We start from the raw sequence: 21317 nt of genomic DNA, 5'->3' as shown, positions 1-21317 counted from the left end.
TTATGAAAACTTGGAAAAAAGTGATGTTAGGTAGCGTCACCTTGCTCGCATCCATGGCTTTGGTGGCTTGTGGTAAAAGCTCAAGCTCCACAGACACATCCAGTAGCAAAGAAGTCACTGGGACGGTTAAATTGTGGGTCGACACGACGCAAGTGCCTTACTACAAGACCATCGTTAAGAACTTCAACAAAGAATATCCAAAAGTTAAAGTCGCTGTTACTCAAAGTCCTAATGGTTCTGCCAACGCTAAAACCGATGTCGGCAAAGACCCGGCTAAAGCTGCGGATGTTTTCGAAGTGCCAAACGATCAATTAGGTTCTATGGCGGATCAAGGCTACATCAACCCATTGTCACCCGCTTCCACTAAGACGGTTAAAGCAAACAACGTTTCCGTTGCAGCAAAAGCGGTTGAATGGAACAATAAGCTTTATGCCTATCCATTTGCTGAACAAGCCCAAACTCTTTATTACGACAAGTCCAAGTTGTCGGCTGAAGATGTGAAGACTTGGGACGGCATCACCGCTAAAGGTGTGATCGCAACTGACTTCACCAACGCATACAACTACTATCCAGTCTTCTTATCTGCCGGCACGAACTTGTATGGGACTGACGGTGAAACCTTGAAAGGCACCAAGGTTGCCAACGCTAAAGGGGTTGCAGCCATGACTTGGTTGGCACAACAAAAGGCCAACAAGAATGTGATGCAAACGTCTAACGCTTTGAACCAATTGAAGTCCGGCGCGGCTGCTGCAACGTTAGATGGTCCTTGGAACTCCGCTAACATCAAGAAGATTTTAGGCAAGAACTTCGCCGTTGCCCCATATCCAACGGTCAACATCAACGGCAAGCAAGTGCAACTCAAAGCGTTCTTAGGCATCGAAGCCTTTGCGGTTAACTCCCATACGTCCACTAAGAACCAAAAAGCGGCGGCAACCTTGGCTGAATACATCACCAACAAGAAGTCTCAACTGATCGTTTACAAGAACTCCGGTCAGATCCCTGTTGATAAAGCTGCCCAAACTAGTGACACCATCACGTCTGATCCTGTCGCCAAAGCGGTTATGACGATGTCCAAGTCTTCTGACCATTCCATCATCATGCCTAAGATGACGCAAATGGCAACCTTCTGGAACTTATCTGCGCCTTTGATCAACGGTGCTTACACCGGCTCGATCAAGAGCTCCCAATACATGGATAAACTCCAAACTTTCCAAGATGCCATTTCCAAAGAGAACTAATCTGATTTAATTAAGGGCCGTGATCACCACGATCACGACTTCCGCTTTGAAGCAAAGCTGCGGCTTTGCTTTAAAGCGGAGGGTTTAACCTTCAGCCATTATTCTGTATCAAAACTGATTTTGGAAGGAGCAAGACGATGTTTAAAAAACACAATAAGGTCCAGCCGCCTGCGACTTATCGAGAGGTATGGTCAAAAGGCGATGTCTCCTTCAAGCTATCATTTCTCCTGATGGGATTTGTCCAATTGCGCCATAAGCAATGGGCTAAAGGGATCGCCTTATTAGGCATTCAAATCGCTTTTTGGGTTTGGTTTATCTTCAGTGGGGTTAGCGCCTTAAGCATGCTGAGCAACCTAGGGGAAATCAAATCAAAAAAAGTGGTCTTTGATCAAACCCAAGGCGTTTATTTAACCAAGCTACCGGATAACTCGGTATTGATCCTATTATTTGGGGTGTTGGCAGTGATTTTACTGCTGGCAATGTTAGGCTTGTATATCGCGCATTTGCGCTCGATGCGCACATTATATGTGCAATTGCGTGATGGCGAACATGTGCCGACCAACCACGAGAACTTGCATGCCTTGATCGATGAACGCTTGCATTCCACGTTGTTGGCAGTGCCGATCGTGTTGATCGTGGCGTTTACGATTTTACCGACGGTGTACATGATCTCCATGGCGTTCACCAACTATGATGGCAAACATCCAATCGGGTTTTCCTGGACTGGATTTAAAGCATTCGGCAACGTGCTGACTGGCGACTTAGCTGGGACGTTCTTCCCAGTGTTAGGTTGGACCTTGGTTTGGGCGGTTTGTGCCACCGCGACGACGTTCTTCTTCGGCGTTTTGCTGGCGATGTTGATCGAATCCAAAGGCATCAACCATAAAGGCTTCTGGCGGACGATTTTCGTGATCGTTTACGCGGTACCGCAATTTGTTTCCTTGTTGATGATGGCTCAGTTCTTGGATCTGCAAGGCCCACTCAACAATATTTTAATGAGTATTCACTTGATCTCCAGTCCGATCAACTTTATCGGCGCGTCTGCTAGTCCTTTGGTGGCGCGGATCACCGTTATCGTGGTCAACATGTGGATTGGGATCCCAGTATCGATGTTGATTTCCACGGCGATTATTCAAAACTTGCCCCAAGATCAAATCGAAGCGGCCCGCATCGACGGGGCCAATGCATGGCAAGTGTTCCGCTCGATCACGTTCCCGCAAATTCTGTTTGTGATGGCACCAAGTTTGATCCAACAATTCATTGGGAATATCAACAACTTTAACGTCATTTACTTGTTGACGGCAGGGTATCCAATGAACAACAACTATAACGGCGCCGGAGACACTGACTTGCTGGTGACCTGGTTGTACAACTTGGTCTTCGGCCAAACGCAGCGTTACAACGCCAGTGCGGTACTTGGGATCTTGATCTTTATCCTCAGTGCGGTATTCTCGCTGATCGCTTACCGTCGCACCAATGCATTCAAGGAGGGCTAAAAAATGAAATCATATCATGCACAGCGCCGCCTGTCCTTGGTATTTCGTTATTGCTTATTAGCACTGCTGGCGATTTTATGGATCATCCCCATTGTGTGGATCATTTTAGCCAGCTTCTCATCTAATGATACCGGCTTTGTCTCAACCTTTTGGCCAAAGCAATTCACGTTGCAAAACTACATCGGGATCTTCACGTCTGATCAATTTCCATTCTTGTACTGGATCCGCAACACCTTGCTGGTCAGCTTAGTGACGATGGTGTTATCCACGTTTGTCACGATTTGTGTGGCGTACACCTTGTCGCGGTTGCGCTTCGCCTTTCGTAAGAAGTTCTTGCAAATCGCCTTAGTCTTGGGAATGTTCCCAGGATTCATGTCGATGATCGCCTTGTACTACATTTTGAAAAACTTCAACATGTTGAACCTCGGCGGCTTGACTTTGGTTTACGTCGGCGGTGCCGGTTTAGGCTTCTACATCGCCAAAGGCTTCTTCGATACGATTCCAGTTGCTATTGATGAAGCGGCGGTGATGGATGGGGCCACCAAATGGCAAGTGTTCATTCATATCGGCTTGCCAATGAGTCGCCCGATCATTGTTTATACGGCTTTGACGGCGTTCATCGGCCCTTGGATCGACTTCATTTTCTCAGGGATCATCTTGTCAAGTTCAGGCAATGCCAAAACTTATACCATCGCTTATGGCTTGTACAACATGTTGCATTCCACTAAGGGTGCATCGACGACATACTTCACTGAGTTTATCGCTGGATGTGTTGTCATCGCTATCCCGATCACGATTTTGTTTATCATCATGCAGAAGTTCTATGTTTCTGGGATCACTGCTGGTGCAGATAAAGGCTGATCAATTAAAAACCTGCTTCGATTTTCAAAATCGAAGCAGGTTTTTTGAATGGCTTCAACTTATAAGCCAAGTTTGGGTAACAAGCGATGTAAGCACCTAATAACAGACGTAAGCACCTAATAACAGACCGCCTATCCCTCTCAATTGCCAAGCGGTATCATGACCTCATCATAAGAATGGTGAGGTATTTATATGGACGAAGATCAACCCGAGATTGTTCGTATCAAGTTGGACGGTACGCAGCGGCCGCAACCGGGGCCAGCAACTAAGGCCTTTCAGATTAAGATTGACGATAACAAAACCATGATTGTTTACAACCGCGTTAACAGCTACATCCTGGATGCTGTTTTGAAGGCGGTGTTTAGCGATGCTCATTGACCTGCGCAAGCTTAGTGGAATTTACCTGATCTGCGGCAAAACAGACCTGCGCCGTGGAATCGATGGCCTTGCGGGCGTCGTCAGTGACCAGTATGAATTGAATCCATACAGTCGTGCACTATTTCTGTTCTGCGGCACTCGCAAGGACCGCTTCAAAGCACTTTACTGGGACGGTGACGGGTTTCTCTTATTATACAAGCGTATCGAAAACGGCCGACTTCAGTGGCCGACAACACAAAAAGAGGTGAGAAGGCTCCACCCGAAGCAGCTCCAACGACTACTATCAGGTTGGGGATTGGAATCAACCATCAAGCACAATCGGCCAAGCAAAAAAACATCTCGTTAGTACTGTTCAAACGGTTTCATTAGTGGTAAGCTCCCTTCAACGACAACGAAACGAAGGTAGCGCAATGACACAAACGACTGAAGACCTGTTAGCGCAGGCACTCAAGGAAATCCAGCTCCTAAAGGAGCAAGTGGCATTCCTTAATCGGAAACTCTATGGCGTTCGTTCAGAGAAGATGACTGATCCTAATCAGTTGTCGCTGTTGGAGGATCCTAGTGTTTTTACCGAACCAGAGCAGACTGGTCGTCAAAGCGAAGAAGAAGTCGTAGCGTCACCGCGTAAGCCAAAACGTAAGCGGTCAGAAGGCATTGCCGCCGACTTACCCGTTGAAGAAACGCTCATCACACGTGAAGCGTCAGTTTGTGAGCACGGCCACCAGCTCGTAGCGGTCGGGAAACATTTCGTGCGCACTGAAATTGAACACGTGCCAGGGCGCCTGTACCAAAATCAAATTTTCGAGCAAACCTACAAGTGCGTGGCTTGCGAAGAAGCGGACGGCGACTCCCATCTTTATCAAGCGGAAGCGCCAAGGGCGCTATTTCCGCATAGTATGGCGACCCCATCGCTGGTTGCGGAGGTGTTACATCAGAAGTACACCATGGCCTCACCACTTTTCCGCCAGTTACACGAGTGGGCCCGCGCGGGCGTTCTAATCAGTGAAACGACACTGGCTAACTGGGTGATTGGCGCCGCAAGGCTCGTTCAGCCGGTCTACGATTTGCTTGGCCGAGTGCTCAGCGTGCAACCTTTCTTGCAGGGTGACGAAACGCCGTTCCAGGTGCTTCGAGAGCCGGGCAAGACCGCGCAAAGCAAGTCATATATCTGGGTGAAGCGTAGTATCAAAATGGCTCCGCAGCAAGTTGTATTCTACGCATATGGTGACACGCGCTCCGGCAAATTTGCCAAGAGCCTGTATACTAATTTCAGCGGCGTACTTCAGTGCGACGGCTATGCAGGCTATAACGCGCTCACTGAGATTGACCGTGCAGGATGCTGGGCTCACGTTCGGCGCAAATTCTTCGACGACGCCAAAAAGAGTGGTACGCTTCACGAGACAGTTCCGTTAAAACTGCTCAATCAGATGTTTGCGCTAGAAAAAAGCTGGACAAGTTTAGACGCAAAAGCGCGGCGACAACAGCGAGACGCGCACCTTCGACCGGTGATCGATGAGTTCTGGAGTTGGTGTGACGCAGCAGACATCCCGCTGAAGTCGACGCTTGGAAAAGCAGTGACATACGCGCAGAATCAGAGACGTTCTTTGAACCGGGTGTTAGAGTACGGCGAGCTGGAGTTGAGCAATAACGCGGCGGAGCGTGCAATGAAGACATTCGTGATTGGACGTAAAAACTGGCTCTTTGCGACCAGTCCCGCCGGCGCCGATGCCAACGCCATCTGGATGACCCTAATCGAAACGGCAAAGGCCAACGGCCTCGATCCGCGCGCGTATATTCGGCTTTTACTTGAACAACTGAGTCAGCTACCTGAGTTTCCAACTGAGGAACAACTGGAGGCCTGTTTGCCTTGGAACCAAACATTTACCGGTACCGCCCAATCGACCGTCGCTTAAAGCAAAGAGGTCCGCTTCCCTGAATCTGGGAACGGGCCTCTATTGATTTTCAAGACGGTCTGTTATTGGGTGCTTAGCAAGCGATTGCGGCGCTGGGGTTTGCCAGCATGAATCAAAATCGCAGCCAGCGCGGCTTCAATGACAAACACGACTAACACCACGATCATGGTAGTCAATTGAAAGCCGCCAGCAGGATGGCTGCCAGGTGTCCCCATGCCCACTGTGAGGTAGTCAAATGAGAAATGATAAGCCATCGCGGATAACAAGTTACCACTGCGCTGATACAACGCCGCAAACAACAAACCGCCACCTAAGGCACTGATCATTTGCACGCATACTGCTGAAAAACTTTCACCAGACAAGTTCACCAAGTGCATCAGCGCGAACAATCCAGCCGAAACTAAAAACGCATTACGGCCAGCATGTCTGCCTTTTAGCCGTTGGCGCAAGGCGCCGAACACCACGCCACGCATGCCCATTTCTTCAACAACGCCTGGAATCAAAGCCATGATGATCGCCCAAGGCAAGTGATCAACGCCGTGAATGCTGACCAGCAGTGCACTTTCAGCCAGCCAGACGATTGCCAACAAGGCCCAAGTCAGCGGCCGAAAGTTGGCAAAATAGATTTTCTGACCGATAAACAACCAGTTCATGCCAAAAATTAATAACAGTGCAAATAACTTGTAAACCATTAAGCTCACCATGCCTGGCGCAATGAAAGTGCCCGGCGCGATGATCGTGCGAAATAGCAGACTAAATCCTATCTCCCCAATCACTTCATACAAAAGTGCAAAGCAAATCACTTGCCAGATCACTGGCAGTCGGCGCAACTTTTCCATAGCGGCCCCCCCCTGTGCTTAATCATAAGCCTACAGGGTGAAAACGCAATCAAAAAATTATGACAGTGTTAGTGCAATTGATAAATGGTTTGATACTGAGCGGTGTCACAAGGCATCAAGGTAAAGCCTGCTAAATCGCGAGGATCGTACTGTGGTTCTAAGGCGATGCCGATGTGATCTCCGCTGGTTTTACCGATCAAGGATAAGGCGTCATCCCAATTATTGGCGGTATAGGCCACTAACGCATTGCGATCAGTTGAAATTGAAATTTTGGTATCGTCGCATTGCAAGGTTGCGGCAAGGCGGGGATCATCTAGCAAGTAAATATCATCGAGTCCGCGTTCTGGAATATTTTTTAAAGCGTCGAATATTGAAGTCAACGGGGTTAACTGCTGGAGATCATAGCCAGTATTGACGACTGGTAAGTTCTGCACTTCAGGAAATTTATTGGCCGCAGTCGCGATGCGTTGATGCGCATTGATTTGCAGTTGGTGATCGTCAACGTTATTGGTTGTCCCTAAGTTAAAGTACACATGGCTGGTCGGGTTAAACAACGTCGGCGCCGTGCTAGTGGCAGTGTAAGTGATCACCACTGCATCGTCGTCAGTCAAGCGATATTGAATCGTGACCGACAACGTGCCAGGTTGAATCATCGCGGGAAATTGATGCGTGTAAGTGACGGTATCAGACCCGACGATGACTTCCCAGTTCACGGTATCAAAGCCATTTGGTCCGCCGTGCATATTGTAGCCATCCCCAGTATCTGGCACATGAACGGTTTGCCCGGCCAATTGAAAGGTCAAAGGAATGCGTCCGCCAGTCGGGCCGATGCTGTGGCCGTGATGGCTGGAGTCGTTCAGATAGACTTGCGGTTCGCTGGTTAAGATCAAATCTTGCCGACCATGTGGACTGGGCTTTTGCCAATTGATCCAGGTTGCCCCTTGCGTCATCGTGGTGATCGAGACGCCATGTTGATTTGTTAATGTGGTTGTCTGCATTTTGATAAACCTCCAACGCGTTTCTTCTACCTGGATTATTCACCTCGGTATTTGGGACATGAAATCGCATCTGGCCGGTCTGAAAGCAACGTTTGGAGCGTTGCGAATACTGACTGAGCAGAGAAGTTGGTGATCGATGCACCACGAACAGACCGACCCAGTTTTCGGCTCGACGCACGACCTATTCAGTTATTCAGTTCAGGTCGCCAACTGATGGACTTCGTCCATGAGCCGACTAAACCAGTTCTTGTAAACATAGTTAGAAGCAAGATGAATCACCACACGACGGGCGTGCCAAGTAATCCTACCGGCGATGTGAAAGAGACTGAACCGTAGCGAGGAGATGGTTGAACGACGGTCTTCCGAGACAAAGAGCTGTTTAAAGAGCTGAACCAGGTTATAGGCAATACCGGTGATCAAGGCTCGTGCAGTGTTCCGTGCAAAAGTTGAGCTGTCTGTTTTGTCAAAGCCAAACCCGCATTTCAGCTCCTTAATTTGGTTCTCAGCATTGCCCCGCTGTCTATAGGTCTTGAACAAAGTCTCTGGAGCCTCGGAGGCCAGGCTGGTCACTACGAATGCGTGGTTCCAGGGAACTAGCTCATCTGCCGTATGAGTAGAACATACGATAACACGGCGAGCTTTACCCCATGACGCGGCCTGATACTTGAATTCGTGGTAGACGCATTTGCTCTCTTCATATTTTGGAGGACAATCCACTAAGGCCGTTTCTGCCAGCTTCCCAAGCTTTGAATTTGCCTTGAGTCGAGTCAAAACCACCCGTAAAACGGGTGGCTTGCTCTGGGGCTATAAGCCCCCTATACCGGCTGCGTCTCAAGACGCTGTCTTCTCACTGTGTTCAAAGCCACACTGCCATTGCCGCTTTAACCGCCTCTAAAGAGGCTCATTACGACTCGTGGCAACTACTTGTTTGGCTTTCTATTTTCGTGAAACGGGTCCTCATACTCCCGCACACTCAATTTGTCTTCGGTGATATCTTTCTTCTCTTGATCTCGAATGTACTTTGCGATCGTCTTTTCGTTAAGACCCACTGTGCTCACGTAGTATCCGATTGCCCAAAAGTGTCGATTTCCAAACTTATACTTTAAATTTGCGTGTTTATCGAACATCATCAACGCACTTTTACCTTTTAGATATCCCACAAAGGCAGATACTGCAAGCTTTGGTGGAATCTCGACTAAAAGATGAACATGATCCGGCATCATGTGTCCCTCAATAATTCTCACGCCCTTAAACGAGCAAAGTTGCTTAATGAATTCACGAAGGTCGTCACGATATTGATAATAGATCACCTTCCGCCTATACTTTGGAGTAAAGACGATGTGGCACTTGCAATTCCATTTCGTGTGAGCGAGTGAGTTTGCTTGATTTGCCATATATTTTTTCTCTCCTTCTCGGTTATGCAGTGTGGCCTGAACACCTACACTCTAATCCACGAGGAGAGTTTTTTGTATAACTATATTGACTCCACCCGCACAGCGGGTGGTTTTGAGGCGCGCGCGTTTCCGCGCGCACCAGGCTAAAGCCATATAAACCAAAAAGTCGACGCCATGTGTGTCGCACATCTCGTAAAATTTTGGCGCAGCAAACCCCGAATCGTTTCGAATGATGACGCTGGTGCTTTGAGGGAGCGCCGATAGGCGCGAAAAAGTTGTCTCGACGAACTTATCGGCTTCCTTGCCGGTGTACTCATTGCCAGGGCGCATCAAGGCGTCTAAGAGCAACCCGGACTCTTGATCAAATACAACCTGAGGGTGATATCCATAGGCCATATAGTGAGCGTTGAAGGCGGACCGTTCTTGATTACCGAAAGTATCACAATGCGTTGAGTCTATATCCAGCACGAAGCGGGATTGACCACTAAGACGGAAAGCCAAGGCGGCTACTTGCCAGATAAGCTTCCGAAAGTCATCTAGGTCGGCGTCTTCAAGGCGCTTGAAAAACCGTGAAAGTGAGGGTTGTGAGACTAGCCGAGAGCTACCCAAGGTGGCCGCCAGTACGGGATCACGTTGCCAGTCATTGGCACTACTGTCATGTAAATACCCGGCAACGTCGAGCAACAATTTTTCCAAGAAGATGTCGATCATCGAGGCCTTCCAGAATCGTCGTTGGTCTGGTAACTTGAGGCACTGATTGGCAAGTTGCCTAAAGTTGATACGATGAAGAAACTCTTGGAACAAAACGAGCCCGGCGTCATTTGAAAGTTGACCGCCGTCGGCGGTCACAGTCACATTGGTATTGCATTGCAGGGATAAGCTGGTTAAAGTTGAGATGGTGTGAAGCCTCGCTTTCGTGATGGTTTTCGTTGACTCAACCTTAGCATATAGGCGCACCCAATGGGTGAAACACCAAAGCAGCGCAGTCCCGTGTGAATCGTGGGATTGCGCTGCTTTTTTGAAATTCTATGAATAATCCAGGTATATTTAACTTACGATCCCCAGTATGCGCGCCGTTGATATTGGCTCATATTATCAGTTTATGATAAGGTTATCGCAAATCGTGATAAGAGGATGCGCTATGCAACTGCAAGACTTAGAGATATTCATCAGACTATATCAACTACGCTCTCTTAACCAAGCGGCTAAATCACTGGGCTTCGCGCAATCGAACATGACGGTGCGCCTCAAGCATATCGAATCTGAATTCGGGGTGCGCTTATTTACCCGAGATCATCGCGGCCTTACCCCGACGCAAAACGGTACTCAGTTCTATGCATACGCCCAGACGGTGACCCAACTGACCGATGACATCCGGCAACAAATGCACGCCCCTGTGCACAAAAGACGTATCGCGATGTCGAAGTTGCTTTTTGATCTTCTCGTCATCCAGCAAGGAGAATACTCGCTAGCCCATGATACCTTCGCACTATTAACTTCTACAGAGTTCCTTGATTTACCGCAAGACGCAGCTGAGCTGGTCGTCACCTATGCGAACTTCGCGCACACTGGCTACCAGCAGATCGCACGCGCATTCCTCCCTGCTTCGTTTCTGATCAGCGCGAACCGGCCACTCGAGGCCCACCGTTTTCTGATCAACAGTGACCAGCACTGCCCGTTTCGGGCACAAACGCTTCGCTACCTCCACCAAGACTTGTCACAGGTTCAAGAAATCGATTCATGGGACAGTATTATCCACCTAATCCAAGCAGGTCAGGGGATCGCGTTACTACCAGATTACCTGATGGCCCGCGATGACTTGATGCGCACCACGCCACATCAGCGATTCAAGATCCCCTACGCGACCTTTGTACGAAGCGCCTCCTCTCTGTACGAAAGCGTTACGACATGATACAATATCCATAAAGATGACAGCTGGTTCCTGAAACCAGAAGGAAGGCATATCCATGACGAATATCAAGCTCGTGACCGACTCCTCTGTGCAACTGACTGATGAAGAAATCGCCAAGTATCACATCACCGTCGTCCCACTCACTGTGATGATCGACAACACCATCTACACCGATGGCGAAACCATCAGCCGCGGCGAATTCATGGCTAAGATGGCGGAAGCTTCGGCATTGCCTAAGACTTCGCAGCCGCCGATCGGCCGCTTCCTCGACGTCTACAACGAACTATGCGCCGACGGTAGCGAGGTGCTGTCTGTGCACATGCTGGCGGCCTTGTCTGGCACGGTCAACGCCGCCCACCAAGCCGCCGAGCTGGCCGACGGGCAGGTGACGGTGATCGATTCTGACTTCCTCGACCGGGCCTTGAGCTTCCAGCTGATCGAAGCCGCCAAGCTGATCGAACAAGGGGCCGCTATGCCTGAGCTCCTCGCCCGGATGACGGTGGTGCGCGCCCGGACCAAGGTGATGCTAGCCGTCGCGACGCTGGACAACCTCGTCAAAGGCGGCCGTCTCAGCCGCGCCGCAGGGGCTATCGGGTCACTGCTCAACATCAAGGTCATCTTAGAAGTCGTCGATGGCCAGCTCAGCGTCCGCCAGAAAGGCCGCGGCATCAAAACCATCCATCGCTTCGCCGACGATTTGCTGACCAAGCTCACCCAATGTGACCGCCTCGCCGCCGTCGGCATCTCATACGCCGGCAGCGCCGAGTATCCACAGTCGTTGGCAACGCGTCTGCGCCAAGCGCTACCAGCCCTGCCGATCGTCGTGCAGGCGACATCGCCGGTCATCGCCACGCACACAGGCGAAGGCGCCTTTGCCGTGATGTATTACACCGACTGAACCACAGCCAACAGGCATGCCCATCACGGGGCATGCCTGTTTTTTTACCCTAAGTCAGCCGAGCGCCATGAAAGCACAAGGATCACCACATCAACGCACAAGGATTCCTTGTTCAAATTGCACTATATACGGTGCTATGATTATTACCGAACCACAACATATAGACGTTGGCGGTGAAATTCATTGAAACATCTCAATATATTGTATATCAGCCTCAGCGGGAACACCACTAACTTCGTCGAGCGCTTGACCCAGCATTTAGCCACATTAGACGTATGCGTCCACGCCATCAACGTCAAAGCCACCCCAGACCCGAAGCCCCTAGACGCACCATTCGTCTCGTTTCTACCGGCTTTTCTCAAAGGCGGCAATGGGGTCAACAACGGCTACACCGAGATCCTGACTGGAATCTTGGCCGACTATCTGGTCTATGCCGACAACTATAAGCGCTGCGTCGGTATCATCGGTAGTGGTAACCGCAACTTCAACAAGCAGTTCGCCTTGACCGCCAAGCAATACGCCCAGCGCTTCGGCTTCCCTTACCTGACTGAATTCGAGCTGCGCGGTAGCGAAAACGAAATCGTTCGCATCGGGCAGATGCTGCTCGCCTATGCGCAACCAACGCCCAGTGCCGCCTGGCCCAACCCAGAAGCCTGAGTACAGTGGCAACGACGACGCTTCGCAACGAAAGGATATTTCATGAAAGACTACTTCTATCTCAACAACCTGGTCAACATCCCTGTTGATGGCCAGATCCAGCTCCAATACGACCAAGAGGCATTACATACGTTCCTCGACGAAGAGATCACCCCGCATACCGTACCCTTCGCCTCACTCGATGACTATCTGACCTATCTCGTCGACAACGACTATATCGACGACACCATCTTGGCCCAATACACCCGCGACTTCGTGAAGACCTTATTCGATCGTGTCGCAGCCAAGCAGTTTCACTTTCGAAGTTTCATGGGGGCCTACAAGTTCTATGCCCAATACGCGCAGAAAACCAATGATGGCACCCAGTACCTCGAGAACTTCAGCCAACGTGTCGTTTTCAATGCGCTATACCTCGGCGCCGGTGACGAGCAACTCGCTTCGGCGGTCGCTGAAGAGATCATCACCCAACGCTATCAACCGGCGACGCCGACCTTTCTCAATGCCGGACGCAAGCGGCGCGGCCAGATGGTGTCTTGTTTCTTGATCGACGTCAACGACTCGATGCTGTCGATCGGCCGCGCCGTCAACTCCGCCTTGCAACTGTCACGCATCGGCGGTGGCGTCGGCGTCAACCTCTCTAACATCCGCGCGGCTGGTGAACCGATCAAAGACATCGAGAACGCTTCTTCTGGCGTGGTACCGATCATGAAGTTGCTGGAAGATGCTTTCAGCTATTCCAACCAACTCGGCCAACGCAACGGGGCCGGCGTGGTGTACCTGAACGTTTTCCATCCGGACATCATGGCGTTTCTGGCCACCAAGCGTGAGAATGCCGACGAGAAGATCCGCGTGAAGACGCTATCGCTAGGCGTCGTCGTGCCTGACAAATACTACGAGTTGCTCAAGACCAACGCCCCGATGTACCTGTTCTCACCGCGTGACGTTCAACGCCGATACAACAAGCCCTTCTCCTATATCGACCTCACCGCAGAATACGACAACCTGGTCGCCGACCCTACCATCCGCAAAACCACGATCAACGCCCGCGAGTTAGAGCAAGAGCTGTCCCGCCTCCAACAGGAATCTGGCTATCCTTATATCCTCAACATCGACACGGCCAACCGCACCAACCCGGTGCCTGGCAAGATCATCATGAGTAACCTGTGTAGCGAGATCTTGCAGCCACATGAGCCTTCCGTCTTGAACGATGATCTGTCCTATGCTCAAGTCGGCGCCGATGTCGCCTGCAACCTCGGCTCCACCAACATCGTCAACATGTTGGCGTCACCAGACTTCAGGCGTTCCGTAGAGACTGCGGTGCGCGCCTTGACGACGGTGGTCGATACCACCGACATCAAAGAAGTCCCGACGGTCAACGCCTCTAACCGCCGCTTCCACACGATCGGGCTCGGCGCCATGGGCCTACATACGGCGCTGGCGTGCCACGCGATCGAATACGGGTCACCAGAGGCCCTCGAATTCACCGAGGCGTACTTCATCGCCTTGAACTACTACTCCTTGCTGGCTTCCAATCACATCGCTCAAGAACGCGGCGAAAGCTTCGAAGGCTTCGCGCAGTCGCGATACGCAGACGGTAGTTACTTCGATCAGTACCTGACTGGCGAATTTACGCTGACCAGCGCGAAGAACCGCGCCATTTTTGCTCAGCTAGGGCTCCCGACTGTCGCAGACTGGCAAGCCTTGAAACGGGCCGTTACCACCACCGGCCTGTATCACCGCAACCGGCTGGCGGTCGCACCCAACGGCTCGATCTCCTATATCAACGAGACTAGCGCATCGCTACAACCGATCACCCAACTGGTCGAACAACGCCAAGAAAGCAAAGTCGGCTCGATTTTCTATCCGGCACCTTACCTGTCCAACGAAACGCTGCCATACTACACGCCGGCCTACGACATCGACCAGCGTAAGATCATCGACACCTATGCCGCCGCCCAGAAGCATATCGACCAAGGCATGAGCCTCACGCTGTTCATGCGCTCGGTCCTGCCGGTGGGCTTATACGAATGGAAGACCCCAGAGCAGCCTAAGATGACGACGCGCGACCTCAACCGCCTGCGCAATTACGCCTGGACAAAAGGCATCAAGTCGCTGTATTACATCCGCACGTTCACTGAAGACGACGAGATCAAGACAGCCAACGAATGCGAATCATGCATGATCTGACCCCAGAGCGGAGTGGCGCGCACTTAGCGGGTCGGGTAGCCTAGCTGTCGCACTTGAGGTGGTCTTGGCCTCGAGTACGATAGCGTAGCTAGCCGCACCCGCGCCGCGCCACTCGCCGAACCCACAATAGCCCACCAACACAAGAACGATACCATCACGAGGGAGAAACATGGCATATCTATATTATAAAGCGATCAACTGGGACGAGACTGAAGACGAATTTGATGCGATGATCTGGGAACAGCTCACCAACAACTTCTGGCTCGACATCCGCGTCCCGATCACCGAAGACCAAGCGGCATGGGCCGCGCTGGACCCCACGACGCAGACCAAGATCGGCCGCGCCTTAGCGTCTGCCAGCTTGTTGGCGGCATATCAATCCGAGCGCTGTGCACCAGCGCTGCGCTCGTGCCGCCGGACGCAACAAGAAGAAGCCGTGCTCAACATCATGACCTTCATGGAGTCTGTCCACACCAAAGGCTACACCACGATCTTTCGCGGATTAGGCGAAGACGACAATGCGGCATCATTCTTCGCTTGGGCAGACAGCGACGCGGCAACGCAAGCGGCACTGACCAAGCTCGATGACGCGATTCAAAGCCCGGTTGCACCGGTCCGTCAAGCCGCCTTCATCCTGATCGAAACCGAGCTGCTGTACAACCGCCTAGCGCCGGTATTGGCCGTCACCACCTTGCCGAACGTCGCTAGGATGCTGACGAATATCTTGGCTGGTAGCTTGATATTCGTCAACTATATAGGCTACAAATGGCGCCAGAATCTCGCTGCATTACCCGCCGCCGAACAAACCGCCGCTTCAGCCGCCATCCAGGCGCTAGAACAAGCACTGGCCGAATGGGAGCGTACCTGGTCGACAGCACTTGACCCGCACGCCGATGACGACGCGCTGATGCTGGGCCTGCATCACGCCAATTCATTGTTAGACTTGCCCCTAGGTGAAGTCGCCGACACGCCACTCGCGGCGTTAGTCGAAACAACGCGCCAGCGCGTGCTAACGCCTGTTGCCCATGAGCAGATAGTCGACGTCGACGCGACGGAAGCGATGATGGAAGAAGACTACGATTTCTGATCCGCCAGCGCACTCACCACACGCAGAAAAGGAAGTAAGCAATGACATTCACAACCGTTAATTGGAACACCATCGAAGACGAATTCGATGAATATGTATGGGACAAAGCCACCGCCCAGTTCTGGCTAGACACCCGCGTCCCAGTTTCTCACGACCTCGCGACATGGCGGACACTTTCTCCAACCGAGAAAGACGTTATCAACAAAGCCGTCGGTGGCCTGGCACTGCTGGACACCTTGCAATCGGAAGAAGGCGTCAACGTCATGCGCGAAAACGCCCGCACGCGCAAAGAAGCCGCCGTCATCAACGACTTCTTGATGATGGAATCTATCCACGCCAAAAGCTATGGCACCATCCTGATCTCTTTGAACGACCAGAAAACTATCAATGCCGTCTATGACTGGATGAACAACGACCCGCGCATGCAATACAAGGCGCGTGTGATCAATGAGATCTACCAGACCGGTAACAATATCGAGAAGAAGGTCGCCAGCGTTTTCCTAGAAGGGATCTTGTATTACACCAACTTCTTCACCCCGCTGTGGTACCGCGGCAACAACAAGCTCGCCAACCTCTCGGAGATCATCAAGCTGGTCATCCGCGATGAATCCGTCCACGGCACCTACCTCGGCTACAAGTTCCAACTCGGCTTCAACGAGCTCCCCGATGCCCAGAAGAAGACCTTCAAAGCCTGGATGGACGACCTACTCGACGACTTGCTCGAAAACGAATTCGCCTTTAGCGACGCCTTATACGCGCCGATCGGGCTGGCCGATGAGGTCAAACAATTCGTGCGCTATAACGCCAACAAGTCCCTGCAGAACATGGGCTTCCCTGCCCGCTTCGAGCACGCCGCGATCGAAGACATCGACCCGATCGTCATGAACGGCATCTCCACAGAAACCGCCAACCACGATTTCTTCTCTCAAGTCGGTGCCGGCTACCTCATGGGCACCGCAGAATCGATGCAAGAAAGCGACTATGACTTCTAAGTGATTCACCCCAACGCCTTACACACATCAGACAACAATCTGATGTGTGTAGGGCGTTTGCCGCTGCAACAAAAAAACTCACCTAATCTAAGGTGAGTAAAAACTGCTACCGCGGCGCTGCCCTTGCTTCAGGCCTTGGGGGAACCCTGCAGAAAGGGAGTTTCCGCTTAGTTTTTATCGGAGTGTAGTCGCTGCGCGGGTGTGCAACGCTACGTGTAAGGCTAGTCAAAGTACCATTAGGGCTACCTTGACCGATGGCTTCGCAGCACACTTTAACCTGGATTATTCACCTCGGTATTTGGGACATGAAATCGCATCTGGCCGGTCCGAAAGCAACGTTTGGAGCGTTGCGAATACTGACTGAGCGGAGAAGTTGGTGATCGATGCACCACGAACAGACCGACCCAGTTTTCGGCTCGACGCACGACCTATTCAGTTATTCAGTTCAGGTCGCCAACTGATGGACTTCGTCCATGAGCCGACTAAACCAGTTCTTGTAAACATAGTTAGAAGCAAGATGAATCACCACACGACGGGCGTGCCAAGTAATCCTACCGGCGATGTGAAAGAGACTGAACCGTAGCGAGGAGATGGTTGAACGACGGTCTTCCGAGACAAAGAGCTGTTTAAAGAGCTGAACCAGGTTATAGGCAATACCGGTGATCAAGGCTCGTGCAGTGTTCCGTGCAAAAGTTGAGCTGTCTGTTTTGTCAAAGCCAAACCCGCATTTCAGCTCCTTAATTTGGTTCTCAGCATTGCCCCGCTGTCTATAGGTCTTGAACAAAGTCTCTGGAGCCTCGGAGGCCAGGCTGGTCACTACGAATGCGTGGTTCCAGGGAACTAGCTCATCTGCCGTATGAGTAGAACATACGATAACACGGCGAGCTTTACCCCATGACGCGGCCTGATACTTGAACGTAAATTGCAAAAACAAGTTAGCCAGTCGTTGAGGACAATCCCAGAACAGGCCGTTATCAAATAGAAGAATATGAATAAACTAGATTTAATTAAACCTATAAGTCTGCTGATAACCTTTTTATATTAAGTTGCTAGAAAGCTTGTGGAAGTAAAATTTAAAATTGGCTGAAAAACATCTTGTAAAAATATGACCGTATGTTAGATTGCAATGCGGTGACAAATGGGCCGGAAACAAAATAAGTGAGTGATAACTCATTTTAATATTGACAAACCGAGATGTGCTGATTATACTAAAGCCATTAAGTGAGTGAGCATACACTCTCTTTGAGAAAGAGGGTTATTAAAATGGCAACGGATTATGTCATCGCCAAGCAGGTCAGCAAGCACTTTGGTCATCAGCAAGTGCTCAATCAGATTGATTTGACACTGCCGGCTGGAATGATTTATGGCTTGATTGGGCCATCAGGAGCTGGGAAGACCACCTTGATCAAGAGTATTTTAGGGATGGAAGCTGTGGATAGTGGCACTGTTAAAGTCATGGATACGGTGATGCCCAATAGGGCGGTAATGGCACAAGTAGGGTATATGGCCCAAAGTGACGCTTTGTATGAGACACTAACGGCCCGTGAAAACCTGACCTTGTTTGGGCAATTGATGAGCGTTCCAAAAATAAAGTTAGCACAGATGATTGATTATGCCGCCGGATTAGTTGATTTAACGTCCCAATTAGACAAGCGGGTCAGTGGCTATTCGGGTGGGATGAAACGGCGCTTGTCGTTGGCAATTGCCCTGATTCAGGATCCCCAATTATTGATTTTAGATGAACCGACCGTTGGGATTGATCCAGAATTACGGCAACAAATTTGGACCGAACTAAATAAGCTCAAGGATACCGGTAAGGCGATGCTCGTGACAACGCATGTCATGGACGAAGCAGAACGGTGTGATTATCTCATGTTGATTCGGCACGGGATTGCGCTTGCTGAGGGGACACCCGCGGCACTGAAACAACAGTATGCAGTAGATACGATCGAACAGGTCTTTTTGAAAGCGGGGCGGATGCAAGATGCGAACGATGGCAATCGTTAGACGAGTTTTTAAGCAAATGTTACGTGATAAGCGTACCTTGGCGCTGATGTTTTTGGCACCATTGCTGATTATGACGCTGATGTATTTCTTATTTCAAAACAACACGACGCAAGTAGCAAGCTTGGGTGTTCATCATGTAGACCAATCCGTGGTTAACGTGATCGATACCAAAAACGTGACGATTCATCATTATGATAGTTCACAGGCACGGAAAATGATTAAGCAGCATGATCTAGATGGCTATTTGACTCAGAAAAATGGTCAATTGACGATTACTTATTCAAATAGCAATCCAACCAACACGTCTTTAATTAAGGCGAGTTTACAATCAGGATTAGTCAAGTTGAAAATGAAGACGCTGGTGACCGTTACTAAGAAACAGCGCGCGGCCCTTGAATCGCAACAAGCGGCTTTGAAGAAGCTGACAGCAGCCCAGACACAAGCAACGGTGACCAAGCTGAAGACTGCCATTGCACAAGCCCAGGCCCGCGGTGACCAGGCAACTGCTGAGAAATTACAAAAGCAACTCAAGCAGGCCACAGCCACGACGTCTAGTTCGACTCAGTCAGCTAAAGCAACCAGTTATACGACTAAGTCTCATTATATTTATGGTAGTAGTGATTCAACGTTCTTTGAAAACTTTTTGCCAGCCTTTCTCGGTTTCTTTGTCTTCTTCTTTGTGTTCTTGATTTCTGGCGTTTCACTTTTGAATGAACGCACTACTGGAACCCTAAGCCGGCTACTTGCAACCCCAATTCGACGGAGTGAAATTATTATGGGCTATCTAATTGGTTATGGGGGCTTTGCCATCATTCAGACTGTCCTGACCGTTGTTTTTACAATTACGGTCTTCAAGATTCACTTAGTTGGTAGTATTTGGCTGGTCTTTCTGACTAACTTATTATTGGCGTTAGTGGCTTTGACCTTGGGTATCTTTATTTCCACCTTTGCTAACTCAGAATTTCAAATGATTCAGTTTATTCCACTGATTGTTGTACCACAAATCTTTTTTGCTGGGTTGGTTCCAGTCGATGGCATGGCCAGTTGGTTGCAAGCAATTGCCCACATCATGCCGTTATACTATGGTGCTAATGCGTTGACGGCTGTTGTGACAAAGGGTGCTGGGCTTGGCGATATTGGTGCCAATTTGTTAATATTAGTAGGGTTTATGGTCGTACTAACAATGTTGAATATTGTTGGAATGAAACGTTATCGGAAGGTGTGAGGATATGGAACGACCACGGATACGGGATTATTTTCAACAGGATCTAAGTCAGAATGAAACGATTACACCTAAGCAACGGGCCATCCTCCAGGCAAGTCTCGATTTGTTTGCTGAAAAGGGTTTTGACCAGACCAGTACTAGTGATATTGCACAACGGGCCGGCGTTGCAGAGGGGACGGTCTATCGGCGGTATAAGACTAAGGCTGCCTTACGGGATGCCATCTTAGCACCAATTGCCGCGCATATTGTGCCAATTTTAGCGAGTGATTTTTCAGAGGATGAATTACGGCAGCGTTATCCCAGTCTACAGGCATTCGTCACAGCAATTTTTACGGACCGAGTTGCATTTGCTAAAGCTAACGTGAAAGAGTTAAAGGTCATTTTTGAAATGGCAGCTTTTGACACCGAACGACGCGAACAGATTCTTAGCCAGATTGCGCCTAAGGTGGTCAAGCAGATGGGAAGTGTCATAAATCAACTAAAAGCAGATCATTTGATTGTGGATTGGCCGAATGATTTGATACTGCAAAGTTTGTTATCGCAGCTATTCGGTTACTTAGCGCAGTTAATGCTGGAATTGCCGGGAACTGAAATTGAGCGCGAACAAGCGTATTTGATTACGGTGATGACCAAAATATTGACCCCGGGTGAACATGATCAAATTACTGGTCAGTGAGCTAACTGTTACTTGATATGGTAGACTGTAAAATTAATCCGAACGCTGTTCGGATTAATTTTACAATCTACCGTATTATCTAGTTGAGACATCTATTCCTACCCCGCTTATCTTGAGTTTCGTCGCTTAAAGCATAGCACTAGGGAGGCTTAGATGCCTTTTTTTGTTATCAAAAAGGGCCTAGTACTTTTGGAATGGAAATACTTTCCAACACCAAAAATTCTAGACCCAATATTTTCCGGCAGTGATGTCCTATGTCGCAATATAGAGTGATCCGTATATTGTATTGACAAGCAATAATTAGTTGGGCTAAAACATTGGACTTTTGGAGGAGAAAAATGTACATACTTTCCGTGCTGCTGTTATTGATGACAATACCAGCAATGATTTACGGGGTTTATCGATGGATAAGATACCGTAAAAAGGAGACGAGAAGACTAAAGGGAAAACACATATTCTTCTTGTCTCTAATTGATGTGAACCCATTAGGTTGGACAATTAAATAACTTGGTTATGCAGCCTCTTGAAGGGCAAGTTGTCGATATGCAATCGGTGACTT

The 21317-nt window shown here is 49.8% G+C and carries 21 protein-coding genes; 15 read left to right on the top strand and 6 right to left on the bottom strand.

What is annotated here, in order from left to right:
- Positions 1-2 precede the first annotated feature (2 nt).
- From EKM92_RS06070 to tnpC, 6 genes are all read left to right on the top strand, one after another.
- Positions 3-1238 carry an extracellular solute-binding protein gene (locus EKM92_RS06070; protein WP_125708936.1) on the top strand — a complete coding sequence of 412 codons (1236 nt, stop codon included), beginning with the start codon at positions 3-5 and terminating at the stop codon, positions 1236-1238.
- 137 nt (positions 1239-1375) lie between these two features.
- The gene (locus tag EKM92_RS06065) at positions 1376-2734 is read left to right on the top strand and encodes a carbohydrate ABC transporter permease (protein WP_125708934.1); all 1359 of its coding nucleotides are present in this window, start codon (positions 1376-1378) and stop codon (positions 2732-2734) included.
- A 3-nt stretch (positions 2735-2737) separates the two neighbouring features.
- Positions 2738-3595, top strand: a complete 858-nt coding sequence (locus EKM92_RS06060; protein WP_125708932.1) for a sugar ABC transporter permease — start codon at positions 2738-2740, stop codon at positions 3593-3595.
- Positions 3596-3787: 192 nt separating this feature from the next.
- Positions 3788-3973: a hypothetical protein gene (locus tag EKM92_RS06055; protein ID WP_056964394.1), complete on the top strand. Its 186-nt coding sequence runs from the start codon at positions 3788-3790 to the stop codon at positions 3971-3973.
- On the top strand, positions 3963-4319 hold the full coding sequence (gene tnpB / locus EKM92_RS06050; RefSeq protein ID WP_125708930.1) for an IS66 family insertion sequence element accessory protein TnpB: 357 nt from the start codon (positions 3963-3965) through the stop codon (positions 4317-4319). The genes EKM92_RS06055 and tnpB overlap by 11 nt, the downstream gene beginning before the upstream one ends.
- 64 nt (positions 4320-4383) lie before the next feature.
- Positions 4384-5886, top strand: coding sequence for an IS66 family transposase (tnpC, locus tag EKM92_RS06045; protein ID WP_125708928.1), 1503 nt, complete (start codon positions 4384-4386; stop codon positions 5884-5886).
- 62 nt (positions 5887-5948) lie between these two features.
- Here tnpC and EKM92_RS06040 read toward each other — a convergent pair whose 3' ends face one another.
- The 5 genes from EKM92_RS06040 to EKM92_RS06020 form a co-directional block, all read right to left on the bottom strand.
- On the bottom strand, positions 5949-6725 hold the full coding sequence (locus tag EKM92_RS06040) for a CPBP family intramembrane glutamic endopeptidase (RefSeq protein ID WP_125708926.1): 777 nt from the start codon (positions 6723-6725) through the stop codon (positions 5949-5951).
- A 68-nt stretch (positions 6726-6793) separates the two neighbouring features.
- A complete protein-coding gene (locus tag EKM92_RS06035; protein WP_125708924.1) occupies positions 6794-7723 on the bottom strand; it encodes an aldose epimerase family protein in 930 nt (309 codons plus the stop codon).
- Positions 7724-7921: 198 nt separating this feature from the next.
- Positions 7922-8494 carry a transposase gene (locus EKM92_RS06030; RefSeq protein ID WP_164509915.1) on the bottom strand — a complete coding sequence of 191 codons (573 nt, stop codon included), beginning with the start codon at positions 8492-8494 and terminating at the stop codon, positions 7922-7924.
- A 149-nt stretch (positions 8495-8643) separates the two neighbouring features.
- Positions 8644-9117, bottom strand: a complete 474-nt coding sequence (tnpA, locus tag EKM92_RS06025; RefSeq protein ID WP_125708920.1) for an IS200/IS605 family transposase — start codon at positions 9115-9117, stop codon at positions 8644-8646.
- A gap of 51 nt (positions 9118-9168) precedes the next feature.
- Complete coding sequence (locus tag EKM92_RS06020; RefSeq protein ID WP_164509914.1) at positions 9169-9972, bottom strand: IS1380 family transposase; 804 nt, start codon at positions 9970-9972, stop codon at positions 9169-9171.
- A gap of 286 nt (positions 9973-10258) precedes the next feature.
- On the opposite strand from EKM92_RS06020, the gene EKM92_RS06015 reads away from it, so the two are divergent.
- The 6 genes from EKM92_RS06015 (at position 10259) to nrdF (ending at position 16850) form a co-directional block, all read left to right on the top strand.
- Positions 10259-11029, top strand: coding sequence for a LysR family transcriptional regulator (locus tag EKM92_RS06015; protein WP_164509913.1), 771 nt, complete (start codon positions 10259-10261; stop codon positions 11027-11029).
- A gap of 55 nt (positions 11030-11084) precedes the next feature.
- The gene (locus EKM92_RS06010; RefSeq protein WP_125708914.1) at positions 11085-11927 is read left to right on the top strand and encodes a DegV family protein; all 843 of its coding nucleotides are present in this window, start codon (positions 11085-11087) and stop codon (positions 11925-11927) included.
- A gap of 183 nt (positions 11928-12110) precedes the next feature.
- Positions 12111-12584: a class Ib ribonucleoside-diphosphate reductase assembly flavoprotein NrdI gene (locus tag EKM92_RS06005; protein WP_125708912.1), complete on the top strand. Its 474-nt coding sequence runs from the start codon at positions 12111-12113 to the stop codon at positions 12582-12584.
- 42 nt (positions 12585-12626) lie between these two features.
- Positions 12627-14771, top strand: a complete 2145-nt coding sequence (gene nrdE / locus EKM92_RS06000; protein ID WP_125708910.1) for a class 1b ribonucleoside-diphosphate reductase subunit alpha — start codon at positions 12627-12629, stop codon at positions 14769-14771.
- Positions 14772-14940: 169 nt separating this feature from the next.
- Positions 14941-15858, top strand: a complete 918-nt coding sequence (locus tag EKM92_RS05995) for a ribonucleotide-diphosphate reductase subunit beta (RefSeq protein WP_125708908.1) — start codon at positions 14941-14943, stop codon at positions 15856-15858.
- Positions 15859-15899: 41 nt separating this feature from the next.
- Positions 15900-16850, top strand: a complete 951-nt coding sequence (gene nrdF / locus EKM92_RS05990; RefSeq protein WP_125708906.1) for a class 1b ribonucleoside-diphosphate reductase subunit beta — start codon at positions 15900-15902, stop codon at positions 16848-16850.
- A gap of 445 nt (positions 16851-17295) precedes the next feature.
- Here nrdF and EKM92_RS05985 read toward each other — a convergent pair whose 3' ends face one another.
- Positions 17296-17778, bottom strand: coding sequence for a transposase (locus EKM92_RS05985; RefSeq protein WP_125709197.1), 483 nt, complete (start codon positions 17776-17778; stop codon positions 17296-17298).
- Positions 17779-18113: 335 nt separating this feature from the next.
- Between EKM92_RS05985 and EKM92_RS05980 the strand changes: the two genes are divergently transcribed.
- Genes EKM92_RS05980 through EKM92_RS05970 form a run of 3 tightly spaced genes read left to right on the top strand, consistent with a single transcriptional unit; the run spans position 18114 to position 20758 of the window.
- Positions 18114-18857: an ABC transporter ATP-binding protein gene (locus EKM92_RS05980; protein WP_125708904.1), complete on the top strand. Its 744-nt coding sequence runs from the start codon at positions 18114-18116 to the stop codon at positions 18855-18857.
- Positions 18835-20082 carry an ABC transporter permease gene (locus EKM92_RS05975; protein WP_125708902.1) on the top strand — a complete coding sequence of 416 codons (1248 nt, stop codon included), beginning with the start codon at positions 18835-18837 and terminating at the stop codon, positions 20080-20082. The genes EKM92_RS05980 and EKM92_RS05975 overlap by 23 nt, the downstream gene beginning before the upstream one ends.
- A gap of 4 nt (positions 20083-20086) precedes the next feature.
- Positions 20087-20758, top strand: coding sequence for a TetR/AcrR family transcriptional regulator (locus EKM92_RS05970; RefSeq protein WP_125708900.1), 672 nt, complete (start codon positions 20087-20089; stop codon positions 20756-20758).
- The last annotated feature ends 559 nt before the right edge of the window (positions 20759-21317 follow it).

It is taken from the genome of Lacticaseibacillus porcinae (genome assembly GCF_003946305.1).
Classification (GTDB): domain Bacteria; phylum Bacillota; class Bacilli; order Lactobacillales; family Lactobacillaceae; genus Lacticaseibacillus; species Lacticaseibacillus porcinae.
This window is presented reverse-complemented; position numbering and strand designations above follow the sequence as displayed.